Origin of the sequence: Microbispora sp. ATCC PTA-5024, assembly GCF_000511135.2 — a bacterium.
Taxonomy (GTDB): domain Bacteria; phylum Actinomycetota; class Actinomycetes; order Streptosporangiales; family Streptosporangiaceae; genus Microbispora; species Microbispora corallina.
On sequence record NZ_KI866523.1, the window covers coordinates 1475720 to 1501340 of the forward strand.

At 71.8% G+C, this 25621-nt stretch carries 26 protein-coding genes and 1 pseudogene; 13 read left to right on the forward strand and 14 right to left on the reverse strand.

The window, feature by feature from the left end; genetic code table 11:
• A pseudogene (locus tag MPTA5024_RS42355) lies at positions 1-467 on the reverse strand (hypothetical protein); the annotation flags it as partial.
• Here MPTA5024_RS42355 and MPTA5024_RS19395 point away from each other — a divergent pair.
• The gene (locus MPTA5024_RS19395; RefSeq protein WP_036325443.1) at positions 457-1176 is read left to right on the forward strand and encodes a hypothetical protein; all 720 of its coding nucleotides are present in this window, start codon (positions 457-459) and stop codon (positions 1174-1176) included. The pseudogene MPTA5024_RS42355 and the gene MPTA5024_RS19395 overlap by 11 nt on opposite strands.
• 10 nt (positions 1177-1186) lie before the next feature.
• Here the strand turns inward: MPTA5024_RS19395 and MPTA5024_RS19400 are convergent, their stop codons facing one another.
• The 4 genes from MPTA5024_RS19400 to MPTA5024_RS19415 all read right to left on the reverse strand — a co-directional run bounded on the left by MPTA5024_RS19400 (position 1187) and on the right by MPTA5024_RS19415 (position 5970).
• A complete protein-coding gene (locus MPTA5024_RS19400; RefSeq protein WP_036325450.1) occupies positions 1187-1849 on the reverse strand; it encodes a class I SAM-dependent methyltransferase in 663 nt (220 codons plus the stop codon).
• A 92-nt stretch (positions 1850-1941) separates the two neighbouring features.
• On the reverse strand, positions 1942-2898 hold the full coding sequence (locus MPTA5024_RS19405) for an NAD-dependent epimerase/dehydratase family protein (protein WP_051458357.1): 957 nt from the start codon (positions 2896-2898) through the stop codon (positions 1942-1944).
• Between the two features lie 164 nt (positions 2899-3062).
• On the reverse strand, positions 3063-4133 hold the full coding sequence (locus MPTA5024_RS19410) for a 2-oxoacid:ferredoxin oxidoreductase subunit beta (RefSeq protein ID WP_036325455.1): 1071 nt from the start codon (positions 4131-4133) through the stop codon (positions 3063-3065).
• A complete protein-coding gene (locus tag MPTA5024_RS19415; RefSeq protein WP_036325458.1) occupies positions 4126-5970 on the reverse strand; it encodes a 2-oxoacid:acceptor oxidoreductase subunit alpha in 1845 nt (614 codons plus the stop codon). Before MPTA5024_RS19415 ends, MPTA5024_RS19410 begins: the two co-directional genes overlap by 8 nt.
• 431 nt (positions 5971-6401) lie before the next feature.
• Here MPTA5024_RS19415 and MPTA5024_RS19420 point away from each other — a divergent pair, with 431 nt between their 5' ends.
• The 5 genes from MPTA5024_RS19420 to MPTA5024_RS19440 are packed head-to-tail and all read left to right on the forward strand — an operon-like array spanning position 6402 to position 9246.
• Positions 6402-6773, forward strand: coding sequence for an NADH-quinone oxidoreductase subunit A (locus MPTA5024_RS19420; RefSeq protein WP_198167302.1), 372 nt, complete (start codon positions 6402-6404; stop codon positions 6771-6773).
• A gap of 21 nt (positions 6774-6794) precedes the next feature.
• The gene (locus MPTA5024_RS19425; protein WP_036326837.1) at positions 6795-7349 is read left to right on the forward strand and encodes an NADH-quinone oxidoreductase subunit B; all 555 of its coding nucleotides are present in this window, start codon (positions 6795-6797) and stop codon (positions 7347-7349) included.
• Entirely contained in the window at positions 7346-7894 is a 549-nt protein-coding gene (locus MPTA5024_RS19430) for an NADH-quinone oxidoreductase subunit C (protein WP_036325462.1), read from the forward strand. The genes MPTA5024_RS19425 and MPTA5024_RS19430 overlap by 4 nt, the downstream gene beginning before the upstream one ends.
• Positions 7887-8840 (forward strand): NADH-quinone oxidoreductase subunit NuoH, encoded by a 954-nt coding sequence (gene nuoH, locus MPTA5024_RS19435; RefSeq protein WP_036325465.1) that lies wholly within the window; start codon positions 7887-7889, stop codon positions 8838-8840. Before MPTA5024_RS19430 ends, nuoH begins: the two co-directional genes overlap by 8 nt.
• Before the next feature lie 58 nt (positions 8841-8898).
• A complete protein-coding gene (locus MPTA5024_RS19440; RefSeq protein WP_157099553.1) occupies positions 8899-9246 on the forward strand; it encodes a hypothetical protein in 348 nt (115 codons plus the stop codon).
• Positions 9247-9250: 4 nt separating this feature from the next.
• Here MPTA5024_RS19440 and MPTA5024_RS19445 read toward each other — a convergent pair whose 3' ends face one another.
• The 4 genes from MPTA5024_RS19445 to MPTA5024_RS19460 form a co-directional block, all read right to left on the reverse strand.
• Positions 9251-9565, reverse strand: coding sequence for a hypothetical protein (locus tag MPTA5024_RS19445; protein ID WP_157099554.1), 315 nt, complete (start codon positions 9563-9565; stop codon positions 9251-9253).
• Positions 9566-9573: 8 nt separating this feature from the next.
• The gene (locus tag MPTA5024_RS19450; RefSeq protein ID WP_036325472.1) at positions 9574-11562 is read right to left on the reverse strand and encodes a hypothetical protein; all 1989 of its coding nucleotides are present in this window, start codon (positions 11560-11562) and stop codon (positions 9574-9576) included.
• 24 nt (positions 11563-11586) lie between these two features.
• Positions 11587-11847, reverse strand: coding sequence for a hypothetical protein (locus MPTA5024_RS19455; RefSeq protein ID WP_036325474.1), 261 nt, complete (start codon positions 11845-11847; stop codon positions 11587-11589).
• Positions 11848-11947: 100 nt separating this feature from the next.
• On the reverse strand, positions 11948-12679 hold the full coding sequence (locus tag MPTA5024_RS19460) for a ComEA family DNA-binding protein (protein WP_051458358.1): 732 nt from the start codon (positions 12677-12679) through the stop codon (positions 11948-11950).
• A gap of 163 nt (positions 12680-12842) precedes the next feature.
• On the opposite strand from MPTA5024_RS19460, the gene MPTA5024_RS44315 reads away from it, so the two are divergent.
• The 7 genes from MPTA5024_RS44315 to htpX all read left to right on the forward strand — a co-directional run bounded on the left by MPTA5024_RS44315 (position 12843) and on the right by htpX (position 21162).
• The gene (locus MPTA5024_RS44315) at positions 12843-13775 is read left to right on the forward strand and encodes a NuoI/complex I 23 kDa subunit family protein (RefSeq protein ID WP_269750605.1); all 933 of its coding nucleotides are present in this window, start codon (positions 12843-12845) and stop codon (positions 13773-13775) included.
• Complete coding sequence (locus tag MPTA5024_RS19470) at positions 13772-14311, forward strand: NADH-quinone oxidoreductase subunit J family protein (RefSeq protein ID WP_036325476.1); 540 nt, start codon at positions 13772-13774, stop codon at positions 14309-14311. Before MPTA5024_RS44315 ends, MPTA5024_RS19470 begins: the two co-directional genes overlap by 4 nt.
• A 39-nt stretch (positions 14312-14350) precedes the next feature.
• Positions 14351-14692: an NADH-quinone oxidoreductase subunit NuoK gene (nuoK, locus tag MPTA5024_RS19475; RefSeq protein WP_036325478.1), complete on the forward strand. Its 342-nt coding sequence runs from the start codon at positions 14351-14353 to the stop codon at positions 14690-14692.
• Positions 14689-16584 (forward strand): NADH-quinone oxidoreductase subunit 5 family protein, encoded by a 1896-nt coding sequence (locus MPTA5024_RS19480; protein WP_036325480.1) that lies wholly within the window; start codon positions 14689-14691, stop codon positions 16582-16584. The genes nuoK and MPTA5024_RS19480 overlap by 4 nt, the downstream gene beginning before the upstream one ends.
• A 55-nt stretch (positions 16585-16639) precedes the next feature.
• Positions 16640-18403, forward strand: coding sequence for a complex I subunit 4 family protein (locus tag MPTA5024_RS19485; RefSeq protein WP_036325482.1), 1764 nt, complete (start codon positions 16640-16642; stop codon positions 18401-18403).
• A 274-nt stretch (positions 18404-18677) separates the two neighbouring features.
• Positions 18678-20204, forward strand: coding sequence for an NADH-quinone oxidoreductase subunit N (locus MPTA5024_RS19490; RefSeq protein ID WP_232326537.1), 1527 nt, complete (start codon positions 18678-18680; stop codon positions 20202-20204).
• Between the two features lie 109 nt (positions 20205-20313).
• Entirely contained in the window at positions 20314-21162 is an 849-nt protein-coding gene (htpX, locus tag MPTA5024_RS19495) for a zinc metalloprotease HtpX (RefSeq protein WP_036325484.1), read from the forward strand.
• Positions 21163-21202: 40 nt separating this feature from the next.
• Here htpX and MPTA5024_RS19500 read toward each other — a convergent pair whose 3' ends face one another.
• The 5 genes from MPTA5024_RS19500 to MPTA5024_RS19520 all read right to left on the reverse strand — a co-directional run bounded on the left by MPTA5024_RS19500 (position 21203) and on the right by MPTA5024_RS19520 (position 25511).
• A complete protein-coding gene (locus tag MPTA5024_RS19500; RefSeq protein ID WP_036325487.1) occupies positions 21203-21778 on the reverse strand; it encodes a pyridoxamine 5'-phosphate oxidase family protein in 576 nt (191 codons plus the stop codon).
• 19 nt (positions 21779-21797) lie between these two features.
• Positions 21798-22862: a hypothetical protein gene (locus MPTA5024_RS19505; protein WP_036325489.1), complete on the reverse strand. Its 1065-nt coding sequence runs from the start codon at positions 22860-22862 to the stop codon at positions 21798-21800.
• Positions 22863-23104: 242 nt separating this feature from the next.
• Complete coding sequence (locus tag MPTA5024_RS19510; RefSeq protein WP_036325490.1) at positions 23105-23845, reverse strand: amino acid ABC transporter ATP-binding protein; 741 nt, start codon at positions 23843-23845, stop codon at positions 23105-23107.
• Positions 23842-24675, reverse strand: coding sequence for an amino acid ABC transporter permease (locus MPTA5024_RS19515; protein ID WP_051458359.1), 834 nt, complete (start codon positions 24673-24675; stop codon positions 23842-23844). The genes MPTA5024_RS19510 and MPTA5024_RS19515 overlap by 4 nt, the downstream gene beginning before the upstream one ends.
• Positions 24672-25511 (reverse strand): ABC transporter substrate-binding protein, encoded by an 840-nt coding sequence (locus MPTA5024_RS19520; RefSeq protein WP_036325494.1) that lies wholly within the window; start codon positions 25509-25511, stop codon positions 24672-24674. Before MPTA5024_RS19520 ends, MPTA5024_RS19515 begins: the two co-directional genes overlap by 4 nt.
• Positions 25512-25621 lie beyond the last annotated feature (110 nt).

A 25621-nucleotide genomic window follows, 5' to 3' on the forward strand; every position in this document is an offset into this window, starting at 1 on the left:
GCGAGCACGGCGAGCGCAGGCGGCGGGCACGCGGTCGTGGCCCGGCCGGCGCCCACCTGGTGGTTCCCCTGGCCCCCGCGCGGGCACCGGCACCGGCCGCACCGGCCCGTCCCGTCGCCGACGGCGTCGCCGAGCCCCACCGTGACGGCGAGCCCGTCGCACAGCCCCACCCCGTCCCCCAGCCCGTCGCACAGCCCCAGCCCGTCGCGTACGCCGACTGCGTCGGGCACCCCCACGCCGTCGCGTACGCCGAGCCCGTCGCACAGCCCGACTCCCGCGCCGTCGCGTACGCCGACTGCGTCGAGCACTCCCACGCCGTCGCGTACGCCGAGCCCGTCGCACAGCCCGACTCCCACGCCGAGCCGGCCGACCCCCACGCCGACGCCCTCGGGTGAGCCGACGCCGCCGCGGACGGGCGGGTGGCCGAGCGCCGACACCACCGGCGTCCCGGGCGGGGTGACGCTCAAACGCTCCGACGCGCTCGTCATCACCAAGGACGGCACCGTCGTGGACGGGCTGGACGTCTACGGCGACATCACCGTGGACGCCGACAACGTGACCATCCGCAACACCCGGGTCCACGGGCAGCAGGACTACTGGGGGATCATCCAGCGGGAGGGCCGCACGGGGCTGACGGTCGAGGACTCCGAGATCTTCGGGAACGGCAGGGTCCGCACCCAGTTCGGCATCCTGAACCAGGGCAGGATGATCACCATCCGCCGGGTGGACATCCACACGATCTCGAACGGCATCTGCACCGAGCAGGGCCTCATCGAGGACTCCTACGTCCACGACCCCAAGTACTACTCCGGCGACCACACCGACATGATCATGAGTACGAGCACGCCCGCGAAGGGCACCCAGCTCGTCATCCGGCACAACACCGTCGTCAACACGCTCGACCAGACCGGCGCGATCGCCCTGTTCCAGGACTTCGGCGTGATCCGCGACGTGACGGTGGAGGACAACCTGCTGGCGGGCGGCGGCTGGTCGCTGTACGCCGGGGCGGGCACCAAGGGCACCTCGGCGAACGTCAAGGTGATCGGCAACGTCTTCAGCCGCAGCGTCTGGCCGAAGGGCGGGCAGGCCGGGCCGGTCGCCTACTGGGACGAGGACGGCTCCGGCAACGTCTGGAAGGGCAACACCTGGGAGGACGGCGGCGCCGTCACCCCCTGAGGAACCCCGCTCACGGCTTCCGCCTGAGCGCGATCACCGACTTCACCAGCCCCGCGAGGCGTTCGAAGCGGATCAGGGACGACGGGAAGTAGTGCCGCATCTCGGTCACGCTGAGGAGCTCCACCTCCATCGCGATCTGCCGCGCCGCCTCCCGCTCGGAGGTCGGCGTGTGGACGAGCGGCCAGCGGCGGAGGATCTCGGTGCGGGCCGTCAGCGGCAGGAACTGGAACCCGGGGAACAGGAAGTGCGGCTCGACCGGGAAGTACCGGTACGGGGTCTGTACCCAGTGGCGCTCCGCCAGGCCGTGCACGGCGTCGGCGAACATCTGCCGGCGGACGTGCCCGCCCACGTGCTCGATCACGGCGTTCGAGTAGACCAGGTCGTACGTCGTGCCCTTGATCGACGCCGGCAGGTCGCAGGCGTCGGCGACGTCGGCCCGGATCCAGGACGGCAGGTCGGCCGGCGGTGCGTCCAGGTTGACGATGTGCACGTGCGCCGGCCGGATCGGCGCCCGCAGCCAGGCGCTGGCCGTCCCCCCGAGGTCGATGACGGTCATCTGACCGAGATCGGGGAAGCACTCGGCGAACCAGGCCCAGCGCCGGGCGCGGGCCTTGGCCCCGAGCGAGTCGGGAGCGTCGACGAAACGGCTGCGGAGGGCGTTCAGGCGGCTCATCTGGTGGGCTCCTCGGGCGCCGGGACGATCACCTCAACCATCCCAGATCGCCGCCTCCGCCGCTGCTGATCCCGGCCTTCGTGACGTACTCGCTACTCCCCCCGGTGGTGCCGCTCGGCGTACCACCGCACGGTCCGGCGCAGCCCCTCCTCCAGACCGGTCGAGGGTCGCCAGCCCAGCACCTCCGCCGCGGGGCCGATGTCGGCTGTCTGCGCGATGTCCAGCGGACGGTCGGCCACCGCGCCGAACGGCGGCGGCGACGGCGCGTCCATGATCCGGTACAGCAGCTCGACCGCCTCCCGGACGGGCACCTGGGTGCCGGTGCCGATGTCGAGGATCCGCCCGACCGCTCCATCGCTCAGACCCGCCGTCGCGAAGGCCTCGATCACGTCGTCCACGTACACCCAGTCGACCGGCTTCGTCCCGCTGGTGAGCCGCGGCTCCTCGCCGCACAGCAGCGCGAGCGTCACGTACGGCACCAGCTTCCCGGTGTCCCGTTGACCGGGCCCGTAGACCATCGTCGGCCGAAGGATCACGACCGGCACGTCCCACAGCCGCTGGAACAGCTGCGCGTACCCCGTGGCGGCCCACTTGGCCACGGCGTACGGCGAGGGCGGCGGGGCCTGGCCGTTCGCCGGCCGCGGCTCCTCGCTCGACCCGCACAGCAGAACCCGCATCCCAGGCCGGAGGGCGGCCGCGCCGAGGACGTTGACCGTGCCGACGAGCGTGTTCTCCAGAGTGGGCAGCACGACCGAGGGGTCCCTCGCCCCGTTCACCTCGGCGGCCAGGTGGAAGACCACGTCAGGCGCGGCGGCGTCCACGACCGCCTGGACGGAGGCGGCGGACCGGAGATCGGCCGTGTGCCAGACCTCCCCCTGCCCGGGCCGATCCGGCGGGCGCCGGCTCACCGCGTGCACCTCGGCACCGAGCTCACGGAGGCGTCGGGCCAGGCCGGACCCGATGAACCCGCTCGCCCCGGTCACCAGCGCGCGCCTTCCGGTCCACGAGGGACTCTCCGCGCCGGCGGGCTCGGACGGCTGGGGGGACATACGCTCTCCTCGGCGAGGGGATCTGGGGAAGTCCGCAACCGGGTCCTCTGGACGGCGGCCGGACTGGAGGACGCGCCGGGCGCCCCCGGGTTCACCCGAACGGAAAGGACCCCACCGGAGGGTGGGGTCCCTGTCGTGTCCGTGCCGTTCGACGGGCGCGCCTGTCAGCCGATGCGCCAGGTGTCCCCGCCGAGCAGCAGGTCGCCCAGGCTCCCCCGGCCCTTGTCGGCCGTGGCCGTCTGCAGCTGCTCGTTCATGAGCTGGTCGTACGACGGGCGGTCGATCGAGCGGAAGACGCCGATCGGCACGTGCTCGAACGCCGGGTCGTCGAGGCGCGACAGCGCGAACGCCGCCGACGGGTCGGGGTTGTGGGCGTCGTGCACGAGGATCTCGTCGTCGGCGACCTCGGAGCGGCGCACCACCTCGACGCCGCCGGTACGCGACAGCCGTACGGCCTTCTCGTTCTCGCCGGTGCCGAAGACGATCGGGCGGCCGTGCTCCAGCTTCACCGTGATCTCGTCGCGGGTGGCCGGGTCCTTCAGCGCGTCGAAGGCGCCGTCGTTGAAGATGTTGCAGTTCTGGTAGATCTCCACGAGCGACGCGCCCCGGTGGGCGGCCGCCTCGCGCAGCACGCCCTGCAGGTGCTTGCGGTCGGAGTCGATCGTGCGGGCGACGAACCCGGCCTCGGCCCCGATCGCCAGCGAGATCGGGTTGAACGGCTTGTCCAGCGAGCCCATCGGGGTCGACTTGGTGATCTTGCCGATCTCCGACGTCGGGGAGTACTGCCCCTTGGTCAGGCCGTAGATCCTGTTGTTGAACAGCAGGATGTTCAGATTGACATTGCGGCGCAGCGCGTGGATGAGGTGGTTGCCGCCGATCGACAGGGCGTCGCCGTCACCGGTGATCACCCACACCGACAGGTCGGGCCGGGACGCGGCCAGGCCGGTCGCGATGGCGGGAGCCCGCCCGTGGATCGAGTGGAACCCGTACGTGTTCAGGTAGTAGGGGAACCGGGACGAGCAGCCGATTCCGGAGACGAACACGATGTTCTCCCGGCGCAGGCCCAGCTCCGGCAGGAAGCTCTGGACGGCGGCGAGGATCGCGTAGTCGCCGCAGCCGGGGCACCAGCGCACCTCCTGGTCGGACTTGAAGTCCTTCAGGGTCTGCGCGGTCTCCGTCCTCGGCACCAGGGCCAGGCCCTTGCCGTTGAGGCCCCCGTTGGAGATGTCAGTCACTTTCGATCACGTCCTGAATGACGGCGGCGAGCTCCTCGGCCTTGAACGGAAGCCCGCGGACCCGGTTGTAGCTGATGACGTCCACCAGGAAGCGCGCGCGCAGCAGCATGGCGAGCTGCCCGAGGTTGATCTCCGGCAGCAGCACCTTGTCGTAGGAGCGCAGCACGTCGCCGGTGTTGCCCGGCAGCGGGTTGAGGTGCCGGAGGTGCGCCTGGGCGACCTTGCCGCCGGACCTGCGGGCGCGCCGCACGGCCGCCGCGATCGGCCCGTACGTCGAGCCCCAGCCGAGCACGAGCACGCGGGCGTCGCCGTCGGGGTCGTCCACGACCAGATCGGGGACGTCGATCCCGTCGATCTTGGCTTGGCGCAGCCGCACCATCCTGTCGTGATTGTCCGGGTCGTAGGAGATGTTGCCGGTGCCGTCGGCCTTCTCGATGCCGCCGATGCGGTGCTCCAGCCCCGCCGTGCCCGGGACCGCCCAAGGGCGGGCCAGCGTCTCCGGATCGCGCTTGAACGGCAGGTAGGCGCCATCAGCGCCGTTCGGCTCGGTGGTGAAGGCGACCGAGATGTCGGGCAGCTCCGCGGGGTCGGGGACCCGCCACGGCTCGGAGCCGTTGGCCAGGTAGCCGTCCGACAGCAGCATGACCGGCGTCCGGTACTTCAGCGCGATCCGCGCGGCCTCGACGGCCATGTGGAAGCAGTCGGACGGCGTGGCGGCGGCCAGGACCGGGACCGGCGACTCGCCGTTGCGGCCGAACATCGCCATCAGCAGGTCGGTCTGCTCGGTCTTGGTCGGCATGCCGGTCGAGGGGCCGGCGCGCTGCACGTCCACGACGATCAGCGGAAGCTCGGTGGTCACCGCCAGGCCGACCGTCTCGGCCTTGAGCGCGACGCCCGGGCCGGAGGTCGTGGTCACCCCCAGCGATCCGCCGAAGGCCGCCCCGAGGGCGGCGCCCACGCCGGCGATCTCGTCCTCGGCCTGGAACGTCCGCACGCCGAACCGCTTGTGCTTCGACAGCTCGTGCAGGATGTCGGAGGCCGGGGTGATCGGGTACGAGCCGAGGAACAGCGGCAGCCCCGACTGCACCGACGCCGCGATCAGCCCGTACGCCAGGGCCTGGTTGCCGGAGATGTTCCGGTACACGCCCGGCGGCAGGCTCGCCGGCTTGACCTCGTAGGAGACCGAGAACGACTCGGTGGTCTCGCCGTAGTTCCACCCGGCCTGGAAGGCCGCGATGTTCGCCTTGGCGATCTCGGGCTTCTTGGCGAACTTCGCCTCGAGGAACTTGATCGTGCCCTCGGTCGGCCGGTGGTAGAGCCACGACAGCAGCCCGAGCGCGAACATGTTCTTGGCCCGCTCGGCGTCCTTCTTGGACACGTCGAAGCCCTCGAGCGCGCGCACGGTCAGCGACGTCAGCGGCACCGCGTGGACGCGCCACTCGGCGAGCGACTCGTCCTCCAGCGGGTTGCCGGCGTAGCCCACCTTGGCCAGGTTGCGCTTGGTGAACTCGTCGGTGTTGGCGATGATGTCGGCGCCCCGCGGCAGGTCGGCCACGTTCGCCTTGAGCGCCGCCGGGTTCATGGCGACCAGGACGTTGGGGGCGTCGCCGGGGGTCAGAATGTCGTGGTCGGCGAAGTGCAGCTGGAAGCTCGACACGCCGGGGAGAGTGCCCGCGGGGGCGCGGATCTCCGCCGGGAAGTTGGGCAGCGTCGACAGGTCGTTGCCGAACTGCGCGGTCTCCGACGTGAACCGGTCGCCGGTGAGCTGCATCCCGTCGCCGGAGTCACCCGCGAACCGGATGATCACGCGGTCGAGTTGCTGAACCTGCTTGGTCACAGCTCCTCAGTCCTCCTTGGCGCGCCCGGGCTCGTCTGCTCGAGGCACGTTGTCATATCCATGCTAGATCCATCGGGGTCACGCTTGTTTTCCCGTCGTGCGCACGTCTTCTCTGGTCGTGGGCGCGACGCCGCACCGGCTTCGGGGGATCGCCACGGGGCTGTGCGGGCGTCCCGCCGGTCGTCGGCCGCCGCGCCGGGCGGCGCCGTGCCGACCGTCAGCCGTGTGACAGCGGTGATCCGTCAGGCCGACACAGGGCCCCGGCCAGCAGGCACAGGTCCACGTGCAAGCGGGCGTAGAGCATGCATCGGGTCACGATCCTCAACTATATGCGCGACCATGGGCTGCGGCCGTCAGGTGGTCACCACGTGAGATCGCGCCTGCCGGAGTTATGCTCGGCGGGCGGGGCCGTGCGGGAGGAGATGGTCGGCGTGGACGGATACTTCGGCTCCTACGCGGTCGTCGTGGTGCTGCTCCTCATCGGCGTGGGGATCTTCGCCGGCGGCCTGTTCGCGAACCGCATGCTCCGCCCCGACCGGCCGACCCCCGCGAAGCTCACGACGTACGAGTGCGGCGTCGACCCCGTCGGCGAGGGGTGGGCGCAGTCGCAGATCCGCTACTACGTCTACACCTATCTCTATGTGGTGTTCGCCGTGGACGCCGTGTTCCTCTTCCCCTGGGCGACCGTCTTCGCCGCCCCCGGTTACGGCATGACGACCCTGGTGGAGATGTTCGTCTTCCTCGCCTTCATCGCCCTCGGGATCCTCTACGCCTGGCGCAAGCGGGTGCTCGCCTGGACCTGAGGACGGGGGGACAATGGCGGTATGGCGGTGAGCGATCTCCCGATGCCCTCGGTGGGGCCGGCGTCCCGGCTGGCGCCCAAGCCGATGAAGTTCGTGCTGAACTGGGGCAGGCGCTACTCGCTCTGGGTGTTCAACTTCGGCCTCGCCTGCTGTGCGATCGAGTTCATCGCCACCTCGATGAGCAGGCACGACTTCATCCGCTTCGGGGTGATCCCGTTCGCCAACGGCCCCCGCCAGGCCGACCTCATGATCGTGTCGGGCACGGTGACCGACAAGATGGCCCCCGCCGTCCTGCGGCTCTACGAGCAGATGCCCGACCCGAAGTACGTCATCTCGTTCGGCGCGTGCTCCAACTCCGGCGGGCCGTACTGGGACTCCTACTGCGTGACCAAGGGCGTCGACCAGATCATCCCGGTGGACGTCTACGTCCCCGGCTGCCCGCCCCGGCCCGAGGCCCTGCTGCACGGGATCATGAAGCTCCAGGAACGGATCGCGGGCGAGACGCTGAGCGACCGCTACCTCCCGGACGCCGGCTCACTGCCCGGCGCCGGCTCGCTTCCGGGGGGCGCCTCATGAGCGTCGACGCCGTCCGCGAGCGGTACGGCCCCCGCCTGTCCGACTCCTTCGGCCAGCCCGTGCTGGACGTCGAGCCGGGCGAATGGGCCGAGACGCTCGCCTTCGCCCGTTCCGAGGGCTACGAGTTCTTCGACTGGCTGAGCGGCGTCGACGAGCCGCCGGACGCCTTCGGGGTCGTGGCCCACGTCTTCAACCCGGTCGCCGTGGCCCACCTGCTGGTGCGGACCCGGGTGCCGCGCGCCGACCCCCGCCTGCCCACGGCCACCGGCGTCTTCCGCGGGGCGAACTGGCACGAGCGGGAGACGTACGAGATGTTCGGCGTCGTCTTCGAGGGCCACCCCGACCTGCGGCCGCTGCTGCTCCCGGACGGCTTCGAGGGCTACCCGCTGCGCAAGGACTTCGTGTTGGCCGCCCGGGTCGCCAAGTCCTGGCCGGGGGCCAAGGAACCCGGCGAGTCGGACCACGGCTCGCCGTCCCGCCGCAAGATGCTGCCCCCCGGCGTCCCGCCCGACTGGGCCGGCCGGGAACGGAGGGACGATGGCTGAGCTGCTCGACGTCGCGGTGCGCCTGGTCGCCGTCGTGGCGGCCTTCCTGCTGCTGCCGCTGATCGTGGGGCAGATGGAGCACAAGGCCATGGCGCACATGCAGTCGCGCCTCGGGCCGATGTACGCCGGCGGCTTCCACGGCTGGGCCCAGCTCATCGCCGACGGCGTCAAGTTCGTCCAGAAGGAGGACGTGATCCCCGCCGCGGCCGACCGGCGGGTCTTCGCGATCGCGCCCGCCGTCGCCCTCGTGCCGTACCTCGTCGTGATGGTCGTCATCCCGGTCGGGCCCGGGCTCGTGGCCGCCGACCTCGACGCCGGGCTGTTCTTCGTGCTGGCCGTCATGGGCGTCGGCGTGCTCGGCTCGATCATGGCCGGGTGGGCGTCGGCCAACAAGTACAGCGTGCTCGGCGGCATCCGGGCGGCGGCCCAGCTCATGTCGTACGAACTGCCGCTGGTGCTGGCGGCCTCCAGCGTGGCGATGGCGGCGGGCACCCTGTCGCTGACGGGCATCGCGGAGCAGTGGCGGTGGTGGTGGCTGCCCTGGCAGGCGATCGGGGCCGTCGTGTTCTTCACCGCCGGGCTGGCCGAGCTGCGCCGGCCGCCGTTCGACATGCCGATCGCGGACTCCGAGATCATCATGGGCCCGATGACGGAGTACGCGGGCATCCGCTTCGCGCTGTTCATGCTGGCGGAGTACGCCGGCATCGTGGTGCTGTCGGCGCTGACGACCGTCTTGTTCCTCGGCGGCTGGCAGGGCCCGCTCCTGCCCGGCCCGGTGTGGACGCTCGTCAAGGTCTTCGCCCTGGCGTTCGTGGTGATCTGGGTGCGCGTCAGCTACCCCCGGCTGCGCGAGGACCAGCTCCAGAAGCTCGCCTGGATCGGCCTCGTGCCGCTCGCCCTGCTCCAGCTCGCGCTCACGGGGGTCGTCAAGGTCCTCCTGGCGTGACCCCTGAGGTCGAGCCTCAGGGCCCCGCGACCGGCCGGCGCGGCCGGTGGACCGCACGATGCTCCGCAGCAGGATCAGGCGCGGGCGGGCCGTCGCGCCCCTCGACGGTCCCGGGACGATCCGCCTCCTGGGCCGCGGCGGCGGACTGGCCGTCCAGGGCCTCGGCGGCGACCGGCGTTCGGTCGGCATCCCCTGCCCGGCCGCGTCGCTGCGTCTGCTGCTCTACCGGTGCGAGGACCTGACCGGCCTGTTCGTCCTCGTCCCTCCCGGCCGCCCGATCCTCCACCTCCCGGGACGCTGGTCTCCCGAGGACGTCCACCGCTTCGCCGTACGGCACGGCGCGAGCGTCGAGATCCGCACCCTCCCGCCGTCCGAGTACGTCGCCCTCGCCACCTCCACCCCGTGACGACTCACAACGGGCATGTCCACCGCGGCCACGCGGCCGTCGCCTCGTTCTCCCAGGCCTGAAGTGCTCTGCCCCGGTAGACCGTGTCCCTGTGGACGCTGAGCCACTCGACCAGTTCGGCTCCCGCCCGGACCCTGCCGTCGACCAGCCAGGGCTGGCCGCGAAGATCGCCCTCCGGGATCGCCCGGTTGTCGACAAAGCACTGGATAACCGCGACGAGCGCCTGATCGCGACGTCTCGCCTCGTCGTCGACCGGTCGGTGCGTATTCGTCCGCGTGCATCCGGCGAGCAGGAGTGCCGCACCGAGCGCGAACGCCACGCGTGTCCTCACTGCTGCATCCTCATGGCCTCCTGGGCCGCTCTGATCCACTGCTGCAGGGACTTGCCGCCATATCGGGTCTCGGCGTGCTCGCTGATCCACTCCACTAGATGGGCGTCCGGCACGACCATTCCGCTCCTGAACCAGGGTGCGTCCTTCGGTGGACGCAGGACACCCGCCGCCACCAGTCCCTGAACCACCGGGACCTCGATGTGCAGGACCCGGTCCCGGAAGGCGTCCGCGTTCTCCTTCACGGCCTCCAGCGCGTGTCCGGTGTCGAGCGAGGCGTCGACCGCGGGGGCCGCGGTGCCGGTGAGGAACTGCGCGATCGTGCCCGGACCCCAGGGGTTCGAGAAGCTCAGCGCCCCGAAGCTCCCCGTGAACAACGCGAGGGCCGTCTGATCGCGTGCGGCGTCCTCGTCCTTCAACTGGGCTTTAACGAAGTGCTGGTCGTTGTGCAGCCGCTGAACGAGTCCGTAGAGACCCGCCATCTCGCTCAAGTAGTCGGCGTCCGACGGGTCCTTGATCGTGGCGGCCACGGCGAGTGTGACGCGCGCGTTCATCATCCCCGTGAACGTCCCGAACTCCTCCGGTTCCTGCAGAGCCTGATCGAGCACTGCTTCGAGGTGGCTGCTCCGCACGACGACGACCCACGGATTTCCGGCCTCGTTCCCTCGCGGCAGCGCCATGGACGAGAAGTCGTGACCGACCGACTTGGCGAAGTCGGGGAGGTAGCGGTCGGCGGTGAAGAGGAGGGCCTGGCGGATCTCGTGGGGGAGGAGCGCGCCCGGGTTGGCCTTCGCGAAGTCGGACGTGGCGGTGACGATGTGGACGACCGACCAGGCGGAGCGCTGGGCGTCGAGGCCGGTGCCGCGAGGGGCCGAGACGGCAGCGCGGAGGAAGGCGGCGGCGGGGCCGGCGGTGACGATCTGGCCCTGGGGTGGAACGGGCCCGTCGGCTTTGAGGTAGTCGCCGACGAACGGGGTGCGGTCGTACCCGGGGGTGTGCCAGGAGTCGCTCACCAGCATCCGGGCGTAGCCGAGGCCGCTGTGCGGGTCGCCGAGCACCTGCCGGGCGGCCTCGCCGTTCTCGGCGGCCCGGGTGAGGACGGCGGCGACGGGGTCGAAGCCGGCCATCTCCCGCTGGTAGCGGACGGCGTCGGCCTCGGACTTGATGCCCTGCCGGGGGCTCGGCCAGCTGATCTTCCCGGCGTGCCGGGCGTCCAGGAGGGCACGGGTGAGGCCGGCCAGGACCGCCGGGTCCCAGGAGGAGCCCGCGGGGCCGTACTTCAGCAGCATGCCGACGGACCACGGGTCCCCGGATTCCAGCGCGTCGAGGGCGGCGCCGGACAGGGCCGGATCGCCGGGCCTCCCCGGACGGCGCAGCCGTGAGGCGGCCGCGAGGGCGGCGCCGAAAGCGCCCAGAACGGTCGCGGCGGACGCGTCGAGCAGCGGCCCTGCGGCGGGACCCCGGTCGTGCAGGCGCCGCGCGAGCCCGGCGGCGAGCGGCGAGGCCGAGTCCCAGAAGACGGCGAGGTAGTCCGCGTCGTCCAGGTGGCCGCGCAGGCTCTCGGCGACCGAGCGGAGGGCCTCGGCGGGACTCGTCCCGGATGCCGTGGCGTCCCGGAGAATCCTGGCCAGCTCCGCGGCGTCGTGTCCGGCCTGGCCGGCGCTCTGCCCGAGGGCGGTCCAGTCGAGCCGGACGAGCGGAGGCGGGTCCTGGTTGAAGGCGAGTACGCCGCCAGCCGGGGCGAGAGGGCTCCACCCCTTCTCACGGGCCAGTTCGTACGCCCGGCCGGTTCGGGCCGTCATGTCACGGGCGTCGTCGAGCGCCTCGGCGACCAGGCTCGGAAGTGCGGCGAACCCGATCTCGCTGCCCCATTTCTGCATCTTCTGCTGGATCACCGGCGTCTGGCGGGCCAGCACGTCGTGCAGCCGCTGGAGCCGGGCGGTCAGCTCGCGCAGGTTGGCGGGATCGACTCCGACGAATTCCCCCACGTCGTCCTCTCCTGGTATGGCCGGTCACGAGGCGGTCGCGCGACGCTCGGCCTCCTCCTGACGCGCGATGAGGTGGGGCTGCTCGGCCAGCACGGCGTCGAGCAGCGCGGTGAGCCGGTTCCGTCGAACGTTCCATCCGGCAGCCCACCGGTCGGCCGGCGGGCCCTGCCAGGTCCGGTCGCCCATCAGCGGCGGCACCGCTCCGAGGGCGTCGAGGATCTCGCGTACGGCGGCGGCCGCCGCGGCCAGGTCTGCCCGGCATTCGGCGAGCTCGGATGGCGCCACGGATCCCCTCCCGCGGTACGGCTGACGCTCCGTAAGCCTAGGCAGCGGTCCGTCGATCAGCCAGGGAAAGCCGCGGCGACATTGGGCATTACCACATCGGCTACGAGAGGTAGATGGTGTATTCGGCCAATTCGGGGGTCAGGTGGGGCGGGAGGGAGGCCGCGGCCGCCACGTCCTCGGCGGAGACGAAGCCGCCCACGGAGTCCCGGGCGGCGACCACCTGACGGGCCAGCGGGAGCGTCATGCCGGGCAGGCCCGCGATCACCTCGACGGGCGCGTGGTTGAGGTCGACGAGGCCGCCGTCGTCGTACTGCCGGGGCAGGTCGGGCCGCCCGATCCGCAGGTCGTGGGCGAGGAGGGGGTCGCGCCCGGCCAGCTCCCGCGCCTGCTGCCGCAGCGTCCGCCGGTGCTGGGCCATCGCGATGGCCTGCTCGTTGCCCGACGTCATGCGGGGCGGGGGAGGGCCGAAGACCCGCTCGCGAATGATCAGGGAGTGCACGGTGGCCCCCAGCCACGGTCCGAGCATCCCGGCGACCATGAGAATGCCCGGGCCGGCGGGGAGTCTGTCCTGGTCGTCGTACGCGTCCACGATGGACATCCACGCGACGATGCCCGAGGCGTACAGGGCGGCCGTGGCCCCGAGCAAGGCGCTGCGCCGCCGGACCGCGGCGTACCCGATCGTGAAGGGCGCGGCGAACCCGCAGGTGAACAGGGGTGCGAGGGCCCAGATGACACTGCCCGCCCCGGCCTTCGGGGGCGGCGGCGGGTAGGCGCCGTATGGGTTCGGCGGCCAGTTCTGCCCCTGCGGTCCCGGTCCCCCGTAGCCGTGCATGCGCCGACAATACGAACTTCGCGGCAATCGTGCCCTCCCCTTTTCCAACGTTCCGGTGAACATCTTGTGGAGAAGCTGGGGACAGCCCTGTGGACAATGTGGAAAACCGGTGAAGGCCCACCGCACGTTCACCTGTGGGCCTTTGTGCGTCATGATGTTGCCTGTGGCGCACATACCAGGAGAAGGGCTGGCCAAGGGCCTTGCCGTGACCCTGCGGCACATGCTGCGCAAATCGGAGACGCAGCAGTATCCCGAGGTCAAGCCCGACCTGCCTCCCCGCAGCCGGGGCGTGATCGCCCTGGTCGAGGAGAACTGCACCGTGTGCATGCTCTGCGCCCGAGAATGCCCCGACTGGTGCATCTACATCGATTCGCACAAGGAGACGCTGCCGGCGCCCGAGGGCGGCCGCCCGCGCGCCCGCAACGTGCTCGACCGGTTCGCCATCGACTTCTCGCTGTGCATGTACTGCGGGATCTGCATCGAGGTCTGCCCGTTCGACGCGCTGTTCTGGTCTCCGGAGTTCGAGTACGCCGAGTACGACATCCGCGACCTCATCCACGAGAAGGACACGCTGGGGGAATGGGCGGCCACCGTCCCGCCGCCTCCGCCGCACGAGGTGGGGGCCGAGCCGCCCAAGAAGATCGTCGCCGCCTCACGTCCCGCTCGTCCCGCCGCCACGCCCCCCGGCCCCGCCCGTACGGCGAGCCGGCCGGAGGCGGGGCCCGGCGCGGGTGCCACAGCCGGAGCAGCAGCCGGAGCAGGATCCGCGACGGGCGATGCGGCAGTGACGGCGCCGGGCGGAGCGAATCCTGCCGGAACAGGGGAGCGCGGCGCGGCCGGGACGAGTGAGGCCGGTGCGCGGCCTGGTGGCGCGCCTTCGCCGCAACGGACTGAGGGCGGCGCGTCCTCGCCCGAGCGGGCGACAGGCGGCGCGTCCTCGCCGGAACAGGCGCCGGGCGGGGCAGCCCCTCGACGTCCGGCGAGGCCGATGCGGGACATCCGCTCCATCCGGCCGCCCGGGTCGCTTCCCAAGAGGTCCGCCGGCGGCACCGACGAACCACGCGACGCGAAGGACGGGCCAGAGGAGGACGCGTGACAGCGCAGGCGCCGGGCTTCTGGCCGCCGTCGGGGCCGGAGATCATTTTTCTGCTGCTCGGCACCGTCACGCTCGGCTCGGCCGTCCTGGTGGTGACGACGCGGCAGCTCGTCCACGCGGCTCTGTGGCTGGTCGTCTGCTTCGGCGCGCTGGCCGGCGGCTACCTCGTGCTGACCGCCGAGTTCGTGGCCTGGGTCCAGGTGCTGATCTACGTCGGGGCGGTCGTCGTGCTGCTGCTGTTCGGCATCATGCTGACCCGGGCGCCGATCGGCCGGTCGGCCGATCTGGACTCGGGCAACACGTGGGCCGCCGCGCTCGTCGCCGTCGCCATGGCCGCCGTCCTGGTGACCGTGCTGGTGTCCGGGTTCCGGATGGCGTACACGCCGCTCGACCCCGGCCAGGGCGCGGCCAAGCCGCTCGGGTCGAGCGTGTTCCGCACCTGGGTCCTGCCGTTCGAGGCCCTGTCCGTGCTCCTTCTCGCGGCCCTGATCGGGGCGATCGTCCTGTCCCGCACCGACATCAGGGGCCGGCAGTGACCGGCTGCGCGGCGGACGCCCCCGGGACGGTGAGGTGACGTGCACGTCGTCTACCCCGTGGTCGTGTCCGCGCTGCTGTTCTCGATCGGCGTGTACGGCGTGCTGGCCCGGCGCAACGCGATCCTCGTGCTGATGTCGGTCGAGCTCATGCTCAACGCGGTCAACCTCAACCTGGTGGCCTTCGACGTGTGGCTGCGCGACCGGCTGCACGGCGGCCAGGTGCTCACGCTGTTCGTCATCGTGATCGCCGCCGCCGAGGTCGGTCTGGGGCTGGCGATCGTGCTCGCCGTGTTCCGCACGCGCCAGACGATCGACGTGGACCGCCTCCGGGCGCTCTCCGAACGGGCGCCCGGTGAGGCGGACGGGGAGGTCCGGTCGTGATCTTCGTCGTCGCCCTCGTCGTCCTGCTGCCCTTCCTGGCCGCGGCCGCCGGCCTGCTCGCCTCCCGGCTGGGGACGATCCGCGAGGCGCCCGGAAATCGGGCGGCGTACCGGCGGGCTGCGTGGTTCGCGATCGCGGCCGCCGCGGCGTCGCTCGCGCTCACGGCCTGGCTGGCGCTCGACCTCATGCGCGGGGCCGTACCCGCCGGGGAGGGCCGTCCCTTCTGGACCGGCCTCCTGCCGGGACGGCTGGAGGGGACGCTCTCCGTCGTCGAGACGGGCTCGGTCCCGGTCGCGGTGTCGCTGCGGGCCGACGGATTGTCGGTGCTGGCGGGCATGCTCGTGGTCGTGGTCGCGCTGGCGGTGCAGGTCTACTCGGTGGGGTACATGCGGGACGAGCCGCGCTACCCCTCCTACAGCGCGTTCGTCAGCCTGTTCACCAGCGCCATGCTGCTGGTGGTCTACGCGGGCGACCTCATCGTGCTGTACGTCGGCTGGGAGATCATGGGCCTGTGCTCCTACCTCCTGATCGGGCACTGGTGGGAGGACCGGGCCAACTCGCGCGCGGCCGTCAAGGCGTTCCTCGTCACCCGGCTCGGCGACGTCGGGTTCCTGTTCGGCGTCTTCACGCTGGGGATCGCGGCCGGGAGCTTCCGCATCGACGACATCCTGCGCGCCGACATCCCCACGGGCACCGCGGTCGCGGGGACGCTGCTGCTCCTCGCGGGCGTCGCGGGAAAGAGCGCCCAGGTGCCGCTGCAGACCTGGCTGCCCGACGCGATGGCCGGCCCGACGCCCATCAGCGCGCTCATCCACGCCGCCACGATGGTCGCGGCGGGGATCTTCATCGTGGCCCGGCTCTACCCGGTGTTCCTCGGCGCCCAGCCCACGCTCGACGTTCTCGGCGTGGTCGCGGCCGTCGGCATGCTCGGCGCGGCCCTCGCGGCGCTGGCGCAGGACGACCTGAAACGCGTCCTCGCCTACTCCACGATCAGCCAGCTCGCGTACATGGCGGCGGCGCTCGCCGCGGGCTCGGACCGGGCGGCGATGTTCCACCTGGTCTCGCACGGCGCGTTCAAGGCGCTGCTCTTCCTGTGCGCGGGCCTGGTCATCCACCACGCCGGGTCCAACCTCATGAGCCACATGGGCGGCCTGCGCACGGCGATGCCCGTCACCTTCTGGACCACGACGATCGGCCTGGCCGCGCTCATGGGCCTGCCCCCGGCCAGCGGGTTCTTCAGCAAGGACGCCGTGATCGCCGCCGTCGAGCACTCGCGAGGCGCCGCCCAGCCGTTCCTCTACGCTTCCGCCCTGCTCACCGTGGGGATGACCGGCGCGTACGCGACGCGGGCCTGGCTGCGCACGTTCTTCGGACCGGCCAGGATCGAGCCGCTGCCCGAACCGCCTCCCGGCACGGCGCACGTCTTCGACGGGCGCGAGGCGCCCCGGTCGATGCTCTGGCCGGTCGGCGTGCTGGCCGTCCCGGCGCTGCTGCTCGGGTTCGCGGGCGTGCGGGAGGTCGACTGGGGGTCGGCCGCGGTCAGCCTCGTCGTCGCGCTGCTCGGCGCCGGGATCGTCTACGCCCTGTGGCGCGGCGCGCCCGACCAGGATCCGGCGCGGATGCTCGGCCCGTTCCAGGCGCCGTGCGAGCGGGCCTTCTACGTCGACGCGCTGTACGCGGCCCTGATCGTCCGTCCCGTCCTGCGCCTCGCGCGCGGGGTCGTCCGGACCGACGCGAAGGTCGTCGACGGCGCCGTCCGCGGCTCCGGCCGGGCCACCCTCGGCCTGTCCACTCTCGTACGGCTGGCCCAGACCGGCAACGCCCAGCTCTACGTCACCGGCCTGCTCGCCGGGCTCCTGCTGATCGCGGTCGCGGCGGTGGTGCTCACATGATCCGACCATCGGGCGTCACGTCGCGAACGCCCTGCATGCCGACGGGGGTGGCGGCATGAGCGCGTTGCCGGCGGTCCTCCTGGCCGTCCCGCTGCTGGGGGCGGCGGCGCTCACCCTGCCCGTGTTCCGCGGCCGGTCGGCCTCGGCGTACGGGATCGCCGTCTCGGGCGCGGCCCTCGTCCTCGCCCTGGTGGTCGCGGCGGTCTTCGACTACCGGGACGCGGGGCGCATGCAGCTGGGGCTCGACGTGCCCTGGATCCCGGGGCTCGGCCTGCGGTTCCACCTGGGCGTCGACGGGATCTCGCTGCCGCTGGTCGTGCTGACGGCGCTGCTCGTGTTCCTGTGCTTCGTCCACCTCGCCCGGCACCGTCCCGAGGGCGGGCGCCCGCGGGCCCTGGCGTTCACGCTGCTCGTGCTCGAGGTCGGGATGATCGGCACGTTCCTCGCCCTCGACCTGCTGCTGTTCTTCGTGTTCTTCGAGGTCGTGCTGGTCCCGATGTACTTCGTGATCGCGATCTGGGGCGGGCCGGCCCGCCGCGCGGCGGCCGTGAAGTTCATCCTCTACACGCTCCTGGGCTCGGCGCTGCTGCTGATCGGCCTGCTCGTGGTGTGGGCCCAGACGGGCACGCTCGACATCGCCGATCTGGCCGCCCGGCACGGCTCGGGCATCCCCCGGACGGCCCAGATCCTCGCCTTCCTCGCGATCGGGGTCGGCCTGGCGGTCAAGACGCCGATGTGGCCGCTGCACACCTGGCTGCCCGACGCGCACACCGAGGCCCCGACGGTCGGCTCGGTCCTGCTCGCGGGCGTCCTGCTCAAGATGGGCACGTACGGCTTCGCCCGGATCGCGATCCCGGTCCTTCCGGAGGGCGCGGCGACGCTCGCCCCCTGGCTTGGGGCGTTCGCGGTGGTCGGCATCGTGTACGGCTCGCTGGCCTGCCTCGCCCAGCGCGACCTCAAGCGCATGATCGCCTACTCGTCGGTCGGCCACATGGGCTTCGTGCTGCTCGGCTTCGCGACGCTCACGCCGGTCGGCATGAACGCGGCGTTGTTCGGCAACGTCGCCCACGGGCTGATCACCGGCCTGCTGTTCTTCCTCGCCGGGGCCGTCAAGGAGCGGTACGGCACGGCCGACATGGTCCGGATGGGCGGCGGGATGCTGCGCCGCCTGCCGTACATCGGCTCGCTGCTGACCTTCGCCTGCGTCGCCTCGCTCGGGCTGCCGGGGCTCGCCGGGTTCTGGGGGGAGATGCTCGCGCTGCTGGGCGCGTTCCGTCCCGCCGCCGCGCTGTCCCGGCCGTTGTTCCTCGTCTTCATGGCGGTGGGCGGCCTCGGGACCGTGCTGACCGCCGCGTACTTCCTCGTCATGCTGTCGCGGGTGACCCACGGCCGCCCGATCGAGACCGTGCCTGCGGGCCCGCCGCTGACCTCGGCCGAGGAGATCCGCGAGGTGCTCGGCCCCGGCGAGCCGGTCGAGCCCGTCGCCACCGGGACGGCCGTCGCCGAGGTCGAGGAGTCCGCCCGGCCCGTGTGGGAGCCGGAAGGGCCGTCCGAGGAGGGGACGGGCTTGCCGGCGGGCGAGAGCCCCGCGACGCCCGTCCCCGGATCCGGGACCGCCGGCGACGCTGCTGCGGAGGTCCCCGGCCCCCGGGCCCCGTACGGCGGGGAGCGGCGCCTGACCGACGTGACGGGACACGAGCTGGCCGCCTGGCTGCCGCTGGTCGCGCTCACCCTGGCCTTCGGCCTGTGGCCCAAGGCCCTCCTGGCCGTCACCACCCCCGCCGTCCAGGCCGTCCTCGGCCAGGGGGTGACCCCATGAGCCCGTCGCCGCCGCGCTCGGCGGCCCGCCGCGACAGAGCGTGGCACGCCCGCCGCCGGGATGCCCGGGCCGGGGCGAGCGCGGGCGTCCGGCCGCCTACCACCTGTGTCCGCAGCGAGGCGAGCGCGGGCATCGCGAGTCACCGAGCCGGGGCGAACGGGGTAGGCCGGCGGCTCACCGCAGATGACCAGGCCGGGGCGAGCGCGGGTGTCCGGCGGGTCGCGCCGGCAGGGTGGTGCGTCCCGCCGACGGGTGAGCGGCGGGGGGTGAGGGCGTGAGCGGACAGGTGATCCAGGGCATCGACTACGCCGCCGTGGCGGCGCCGCTGGTCGTGGCGCTGACGGCCGGGCTGGTGCTGGTGCTGGACGCGACGCTTCCCGCGCGGCCCGGCGGGCGGCGGCTGCTCGGCGGCGTAACGCTGGGCGGCGTCGCGGCGGCGCTGGCCGTGGTCGCCGTCCAGGCGGTCCAGGGCGTCCGGCGGGAGACCTTCTGCGTCCCGGCGTCCCTAGCCGGCGTGCAGCCCGCGGGCTCGCAGGCGTCGTGCTCGTTCGTGGCCGACCGGTTCACGCTGGTCATCGCGGCCGTCGTGCTCGCGGCAGGGCTGGTCGTGGTGCTGCTGTCGATGTCCGAGGTGGCGATCGCGCGGACCCCGGCGGGGGAGTGGTACTTCCTGCTGCTCGCCACTCTGACCGGCGCCGTCCTGCTCCCGGCCTCGCGCGACCTGATCATGCTGGTCGTGTCGCTGGAGCTCGTCTCGCTCCCGGTGTTCGCGCTGACCGCGCTGCGGCGCTACGACGGCCGGGCGTCGGAGGCCGCGCTCAAGCTCCTCCTCGTGTCCGTGGTGTCCACGGCGGTCATGCTGTTCGGCGTCTCGCTGCTGTACGGCGTCACCGGGTCGGTCCACCTCGACCGGATCGCCACGTTCTACGCGACCGCCCGTCCCCAGATGCCGTACGGCGGCGCGGGGGTGACGACGGTCGCCGTCGTGCTCGTGCTGGCGGGGTTCGCCTTCAAGATCGCGGCTGTGCCGTTCCACTTCTGGGCCGGGGACGTGTATCGGGGTGCGCCGGTCCCGGTGGCGGCCCTGCTGTCGGTGATCTCCAAGGCGGCCGGGTTCGCCGGGCTCATCCTGATCCTCACGGTCGCGCTGAGCCGTCAGGCCGCGATCTGGTCGCCGGTGATCGCGGTCGTGGCCGCCCTGACCATGACCGCGGGCAACGTGCTGGCCCTCCGGCAGCGCCACGCCGTCCGTCTGCTGGCCTGGTCGTCGGTGGCCCAGTCCGGCTACATCCTCGCGCCGCTGGCCGCCTTCACCGCGACGGGCCGGGCCGGGCACACGGGCGGCGCCGTCGCCGCCTCGGTCGCCTACCTCGTGTTCTACGCCGCGATGAACCTCGTGGCCTTCGCCGTCGTGATGCGGGTGTCGACCGAACGGGAGCGGAACACGCTCGACGACTACCGGGGGATGGCCCTGCGGTCGCCGGCGTCCGGGCTGGCGCTCGCCTTCTCCCTCGTCTGCCTGGCCGGACTGCCGCCCGGGCTGGCGGGGCTGTTCGCCAAGGTCGTGGTCTTCCGCGAGATCGTCGCCGGCGGGCTGGGCTGGCTCGCCGTCGTCATGGCCGTCAACACGGTCGTCGGCCTCTACTACTACATCGCCTGGACGGCCCGGCTGTTCACCCCGGCCGAGGCCGGGAGCCGCCAACAGACGAACGCGCCCGTCGCCGTCGCGGCCGGGATCGCGCTCGCCGTCACGGTCGTCTTCTCCGTCGTCCCGCAGGTGGTGCTGTCCGCCCTCGGCTGACGCCGCACCCCGCCGAGGCGCGGCCGCGTTCCGGGGTGCCCGGATGGGAACGTTCGCCCAGGCCATATGCGTTGGTACGGCTGGACGCACCAAACCGTGAGGAGGAGGCGTGCACCACAACAGCCTGCGCACCGCGGTCCTTCTGGGGGCTCTGTCCGCGTTGATCCTGCTCGCGGGGGCCTGGCTCGGAGGCGGCGCGGGCGTACGGCTCGCCTTCCTGGTGGCGCTCGCGGCCAACGGCGTCGCGTACTTCTTCTCCGACACGATCGCCCTGTCCGCGATGCGGGCGCGGCCCGTCTCCGAGGTCGAGCAGCCCGTGCTCTACCGGATCGTGCGGGAGCTGTCCTACGACGCCCGGCAGCCGATGCCGCGCCTGTACGTGTCGCCCACCATGCAGCCCAACGCGTTCGCGACCGGGCGCAACCCGCGCAAGGCCGCCGTCTGCGTCACCCACGGCGTGCTCGGCCTGCTGGACGAGCGCGAGCTGAGGGGCGTGATCGGCCACGAGCTGTCGCACGTCTACAACCGCGACATCCTGATCTCCTCGGTCGCCGGGGCGCTCGCCACAATGATCACCTACTTTGGGTACGTCGGCCTGTTCTTCGGCTCGGACGACGACGAGGGCCCGGGCTTCCTCGGGGCCCTGCTCGTGATGATCCTCGGCCCGGTCGCGGCGTCGATGATCCAGATGGCCATCTCCCGCTCGCGCGAGTTCGCGGCGGACGAGGCGGGCGCCCGCCTCACGGGCGATCCGCTCGCCCTCGCCTCGGCGCTGCGGAAGATCGAGATGGAGGTGCGGCGGCTGCCGCTGCCGGAGAACGGCCGGCTCGCCTCCGCCAGCCACATGATGATCGCCAACCCGTTTCGCGGAGCGGGTATCGGGCGGCTGTTCTCCAGCCACCCGCCCATCGCACAGCGCATCGCCCGGCTGGAGCGGATGGCCGGCTACCGGCGGTGACCCGTCCCCGAAGGCCCGGCGGGCACCGGCGGGCGCGGGGTCAGGAGTGGTGGCGCACCGGGTCGGTCTCCTCCGGGGCCAGCGCCGCCAGGCCGTCGATGCTCTCGCGGTTGTGCCGGGCCCGGTAGGCGCGTTTCTGCTGGACGTCCTTGCGGCCCGCCCACTCGTCGAGCAGCGTCCGGTCCTTCTCGTACGACATGAACGGGACCGAGAAGCCGCACGAGTCGGAGATGCGGTCGCAGGACACCACGATGATCGAGCGGACGCCGGGGTGCGGCCCGAACCGGGGGATCAGGACGGCGAAGTCCGGGTCGGCCGGGGTGACGACCCGGCCCGTGCCGTACAGGCGGACGATGTTCGGCGGCCCGTCGAAGGCGCAGAACATGACCGTGACCCGGCCGTTGTCGCGGATGTGGGCGATCGTCTCGACGCCGCTGCCGTCGAGGTCGAGGTAGGCCACCGTCGTGTCGTCGATGACCGTGAACGTGTCGGGGTAGCCCTTGGGAGAGACGTTGACGTGGCCGCCCTGGTCGGGGGCCGTGGCGACGAAGTAGACCGGCTGCGCCGAGATGAACTCCCGCAGCCGGTCGGTGAGCCTGTCATAGATCTTGCCCATGCCTGGACGATAACTCCGGTCACTCGCCGGGCAACCACCAGGTCCACGCCTTCGACGTGATCTTGAACGAGTCGAGCTTGGGGGCGGCGCCCGTGGCGGGGTCGAGGCCGCGCCGGGTCGCGCCGGTGGTGTTGCCGTTCTTGTCGCTGTGCGTCTCCCACAGGTCGAGGGAGTCGCCGGACGCCCACTGCATGGTGTACGCGGACTCGCCCTTGGGGACCTTCACGTCGACCGGGTCGCCCACCGTGTCGCCGGCCAGGTCGTACACGCGCAGGCGCTGCTTCCCGGACGGCGCGGTGATGATCAGCGCGAGCGAGGCGCCGTCGTCGGCCAGGGCGATCGGGGTGTTGTTGGCCACGACCTGCGGCACCACGCGGCTCTCGGTGCGGTGCCCGTCCCGGTCGTACACCAGGAACTCGGTCGTGTTCTCGCCCGTGGACCGGATGGCGAGCAGGTGGCCGCCGTCGGGGCTGAAGCTCTGGACGTTGACGTCGGACCGCAGCGTGTGGACCGTTCCCGAGGTCAGGTCGGCCACAAGAGAGGGCTTCGGCTTGTCGGTCTGGTAGCTCACCGCGACGGAACGGCCGGTGCGGTCGATCTGCAGGTCGACCGAGGACATGCCGACGCCCTTGGGGAGCCGGGCGGCGGCCCCGGGCAGTACCCGCACGTGGTTCGTCCGGATGTCGCGCACCACGATCCTGTTGTCGGAGGCGCGGAAGTAGGCGACGCTGCCGCCGTCGCCGCTCACCCCCAGTGGCGCCGTCGACTCCTTGTCCACCTTGTGGCCGTCGAGGGGGAAGACGCGGGCGTCCTTGAGGGGGACTCTGCTGCCGTCGCGCAGCGTCAGCGTCCAGGGCCCGCAGGGGACGGTGTAGTCCTTCTTCTTGCACGACTTCACCCAGGCGTACCGGATGGTCTTCTTCGTGGACGTGGCGGAGGCGGACGCCCTGAGGGAGCCGGCGGAGGCGGGCGTTCTGACGGAGGTGGTGGAGGCGGCTCCCGTACGCGCCTCCGCCTGCGCGACGCCGGGCAGCGCGGTCACGGTGACCGCGGCGGCGAGCGCGAGGACGGCGGTTCTGTTCATCTCTGTTCCTTTCGTTCATCTCGGTAGATGCGTCCCGGGAACGAAAGGTTGCGTCACGAATCGGCCACACGCCCGGCGGCCGGCCGCCGGCAGGGCCCCGAGGACGTCGTCGTGAACGTCACCGCCCGGCGCGGGGCCGTCACACGGAAACGGCCCGCCCGCCGGAGCGTCGCGCGCCCAGGCGCACGCCGTCCGACGAGCGGGCCGCCGGAATCTCTGGACCGGGCCGGGCCCGGCCGGGGTCAGACGCCGGGGTGGAGCACCCGGCGGAGGAACTCGCGGGTCCGCTCGTGCTGGGGATCCGCGATGACCTGCTCGGGTGGGCCGTCCTCGACGATCACGCCCTGGTCCATGAACACCACCCGGTCGGCCACCTCCCGGGCGAAGCCCATCTCGTGGGTGACGACCAGCATGGTCATGCCGTCCTCCGCGAGCGTGCGCATCACGGCCAGCACGTCGCCGACGAGCTCGGGGTCGAGCGCGGAGGTCGGCTCGTCGAACAGCATGAGCGAGGGGTTCATCGCCAGCGCCCGGGCGATGGCGACCCGCTGCTGCTGGCCGCCGGACAGCTGACCCGGGTAGGCGTCGAGCTTCTCCAGCAGGCCGACCTTCTCCAGGTTCTCCTGGGCGACGCGGTCGCACTCGCCGCGGCCCCGCTTGAGGACCCGCTCCTGCGCGATCGTGACGTTCCGCCGGACCGTCAGGTGGGGGAACAGGTTGAACTGCTGGAACACCATCCCGATTCGCCGGCGGGCGGCGTCGATGTCCACGTCCGGGTCGGTGAGGTCGACCCCGTCCACGACCACCTGCCCGGAGGTCGGCTGCTCCAGCAGGTTGACGCAGCGCAGCAGCGTCGACTTTCCCGAGCCGGACGGCCCGATGACGCAGACCACCTGGCCGCTCTCGACCGTGAAGTCGATGCCCTTGAGGACCTCGAGGCTGCCGAACGACTTGTGCAGGTTCTTGATCTCGACTGTGCTCATCGGGTCGCTCCCTGCCGGGCTTCCAGCCGCCGCGCCACGTAGCCGAGGGGGATCGTGATCAGCAGGTAGGTCAGGCCGGAGATGAGGATCGGCGTCGGGTTGGCGAACGTGGACGCCTGGTCGTTGCCGAACTTGGCCAGCTCGACCTGCCCGGCCGTGACCCCCAGGAACAGCACCAGCGAGGAGTCCTTGAACAGCAGGACCAGCTCGTTGGTGAGCGGCGGGATGACGATCCGGATGGCCTGGGGAATGATGATGGACACCATCGCCCGCAGGTACGGCATGCCGAGCGAGCGGGCGGCCTCCATCTGCCCCTTCGGCACGGCCTGCAGGCCGGCGCGGAAGGTCTCGGCCATGTACGCCGCGGAGACCAGGCCGAGGCCCAGCGCCGCCTGGCCGTACACGTCGCCGGGCACCTGGAAGCCGGGGAAGGCCAGCGGCAGGCTGCCGATCATCAGGAAGATGACGAGCGCGGGCAGCCCCCGGAAGATCTCGACGTACCCGGCGGCGATCCACCGGTACGGCGCGACCGAGGACTGCCGCATCAGCGCCAGCAGCAGGCCGACCGCGAAGCCCATGACGTACCCGGTCAGCGTGTAGATCACCGTGTTGCGCAGGGCGACGGTGAACAGCGTGGGCATGCCCTGGCCCGCGACCTCGCCGTTGAAGAACGACTGCTTGATCGCTCCCCAGTCGGCCAGGGCGGCCAGGACGACCACGACGACGATCAGGACGCCGTACTGGACGCCCCGGCCGATCCGCTGTCTCCTGCGCGGGCTCAGCCGTCCCCCGGAGGGGACGGCCGTCTGGTTGCCTGCCACCGGTGTCACGAGGTCTTCGGTTCGGTGCCGAACCACTTCTTGTAGATCGCGGCGTAGGTGCCGTCGGACTTCGCGGTTGTGATGGCGTCGTTGATGACCTTCGCCAGCGCCGTGTTGCCCTTCTTCATGCCGATGCCGTACTGCTCGCCCGTGTCGAGGTTGGCGACCTGCTCGAACTTGGCGCCGATGTCGGGCTTCTTCAGCCAGGTCAGCACGACCGGGAGGTCCTGCACGATCACGTCGACCTGACCGGTCTGCAGGCCGAGCAGCTCCTTGGGCGAGTCGGCGAACTCGACCGGGTCGAAGCCCTTGCCCTTCACGTAGTCGAGGCCGGTCGTGGACGCCTGGGCGCCGAGCTTGAGGCCCTTGGCCTTGACGTCGTCGAGGGAGGTGACCCCGCTGCCCTTCTTGGCCATCAGCGCCTGCGTGGCGTCGAAGTAGGGGATCGAGAAGTCGATGTTCTTCTTGCGCTCGTCAGTGATCGTCATGCCGGCGGCGGCCACGTCGCACTTGCGGGCGTTGAGCGCCGCGCCGCTCTTGATGGCGGCGAAGTCGATGTCGACGATGTCCTGCGTCACGCCCAGCTTCTTGGCGGCCAGGTCCACCATGTCCACGTCGAAGCCGACGACCTTGCCGCCCTGGTTGAACTGGAACGGCTCATAGGGGATGTTCGTGCAGGTGGTCAGCTTGCCCGGGTGGACGAGGGAGACGCCGCCCGCGGCGCCGCCGGACGACGGGTTCGCCGTGGTGGTCGATCCTCCCCCGCAGGCGGAGATCAAGAGCGCCGTCGCCAGCGCCGTCGCGCCGATGCCCGCCGCGTTCCGGGTTGTGGACCAGGGAGCCACACCGGCCTCCTTGCTTTGCTCAGAAAGGTACTGCTTGGTACGCGCAGTTTAGAGGCTGGTTACGGCAGGTTGGCCACGGCCTGGAGGCGGCTGTGTAAATCCTGGTCCGA

Excerpts from the sequence above, each read along its gene's own strand:
- MPTA5024_RS19400 (WP_036325450.1), bottom strand. The coding sequence starts at position 1,849 with ATGAGCCGCCTGAACGCCCTCCGCAGCCGTTTCGTCGACGCTCCCGAC.
- MPTA5024_RS19405 (WP_051458357.1), bottom strand. The coding sequence starts at position 2,898 with ATGTCCCCCCAGCCGTCCGAGCCCGCCGGCGCGGAGAGTCCCTCGTGG.
- MPTA5024_RS19425 (WP_036326837.1), top strand. The coding sequence starts at position 6,795 with ATGGCGGTGAGCGATCTCCCGATGCCCTCGGTGGGGCCGGCGTCCCGG.
- MPTA5024_RS19430 (WP_036325462.1), top strand. The coding sequence starts at position 7,346 with ATGAGCGTCGACGCCGTCCGCGAGCGGTACGGCCCCCGCCTGTCCGAC.
- nuoH (WP_036325465.1), top strand. The coding sequence starts at position 7,887 with ATGGCTGAGCTGCTCGACGTCGCGGTGCGCCTGGTCGCCGTCGTGGCG.
- MPTA5024_RS19440 (WP_157099553.1), top strand. The coding sequence starts at position 8,899 with ATGCTCCGCAGCAGGATCAGGCGCGGGCGGGCCGTCGCGCCCCTCGAC.
- MPTA5024_RS19460 (WP_051458358.1), bottom strand. The coding sequence starts at position 12,679 with ATGCACGGCTACGGGGGACCGGGACCGCAGGGGCAGAACTGGCCGCCG.
- MPTA5024_RS19485 (WP_036325482.1), top strand. The coding sequence starts at position 16,640 with ATGAGCGCGTTGCCGGCGGTCCTCCTGGCCGTCCCGCTGCTGGGGGCG.
- MPTA5024_RS19500 (WP_036325487.1), bottom strand. The coding sequence starts at position 21,778 with ATGGGCAAGATCTATGACAGGCTCACCGACCGGCTGCGGGAGTTCATC.
- MPTA5024_RS19505 (WP_036325489.1), bottom strand. The coding sequence starts at position 22,862 with ATGAACAGAACCGCCGTCCTCGCGCTCGCCGCCGCGGTCACCGTGACC.
- MPTA5024_RS19510 (WP_036325490.1), bottom strand. The coding sequence starts at position 23,845 with ATGAGCACAGTCGAGATCAAGAACCTGCACAAGTCGTTCGGCAGCCTC.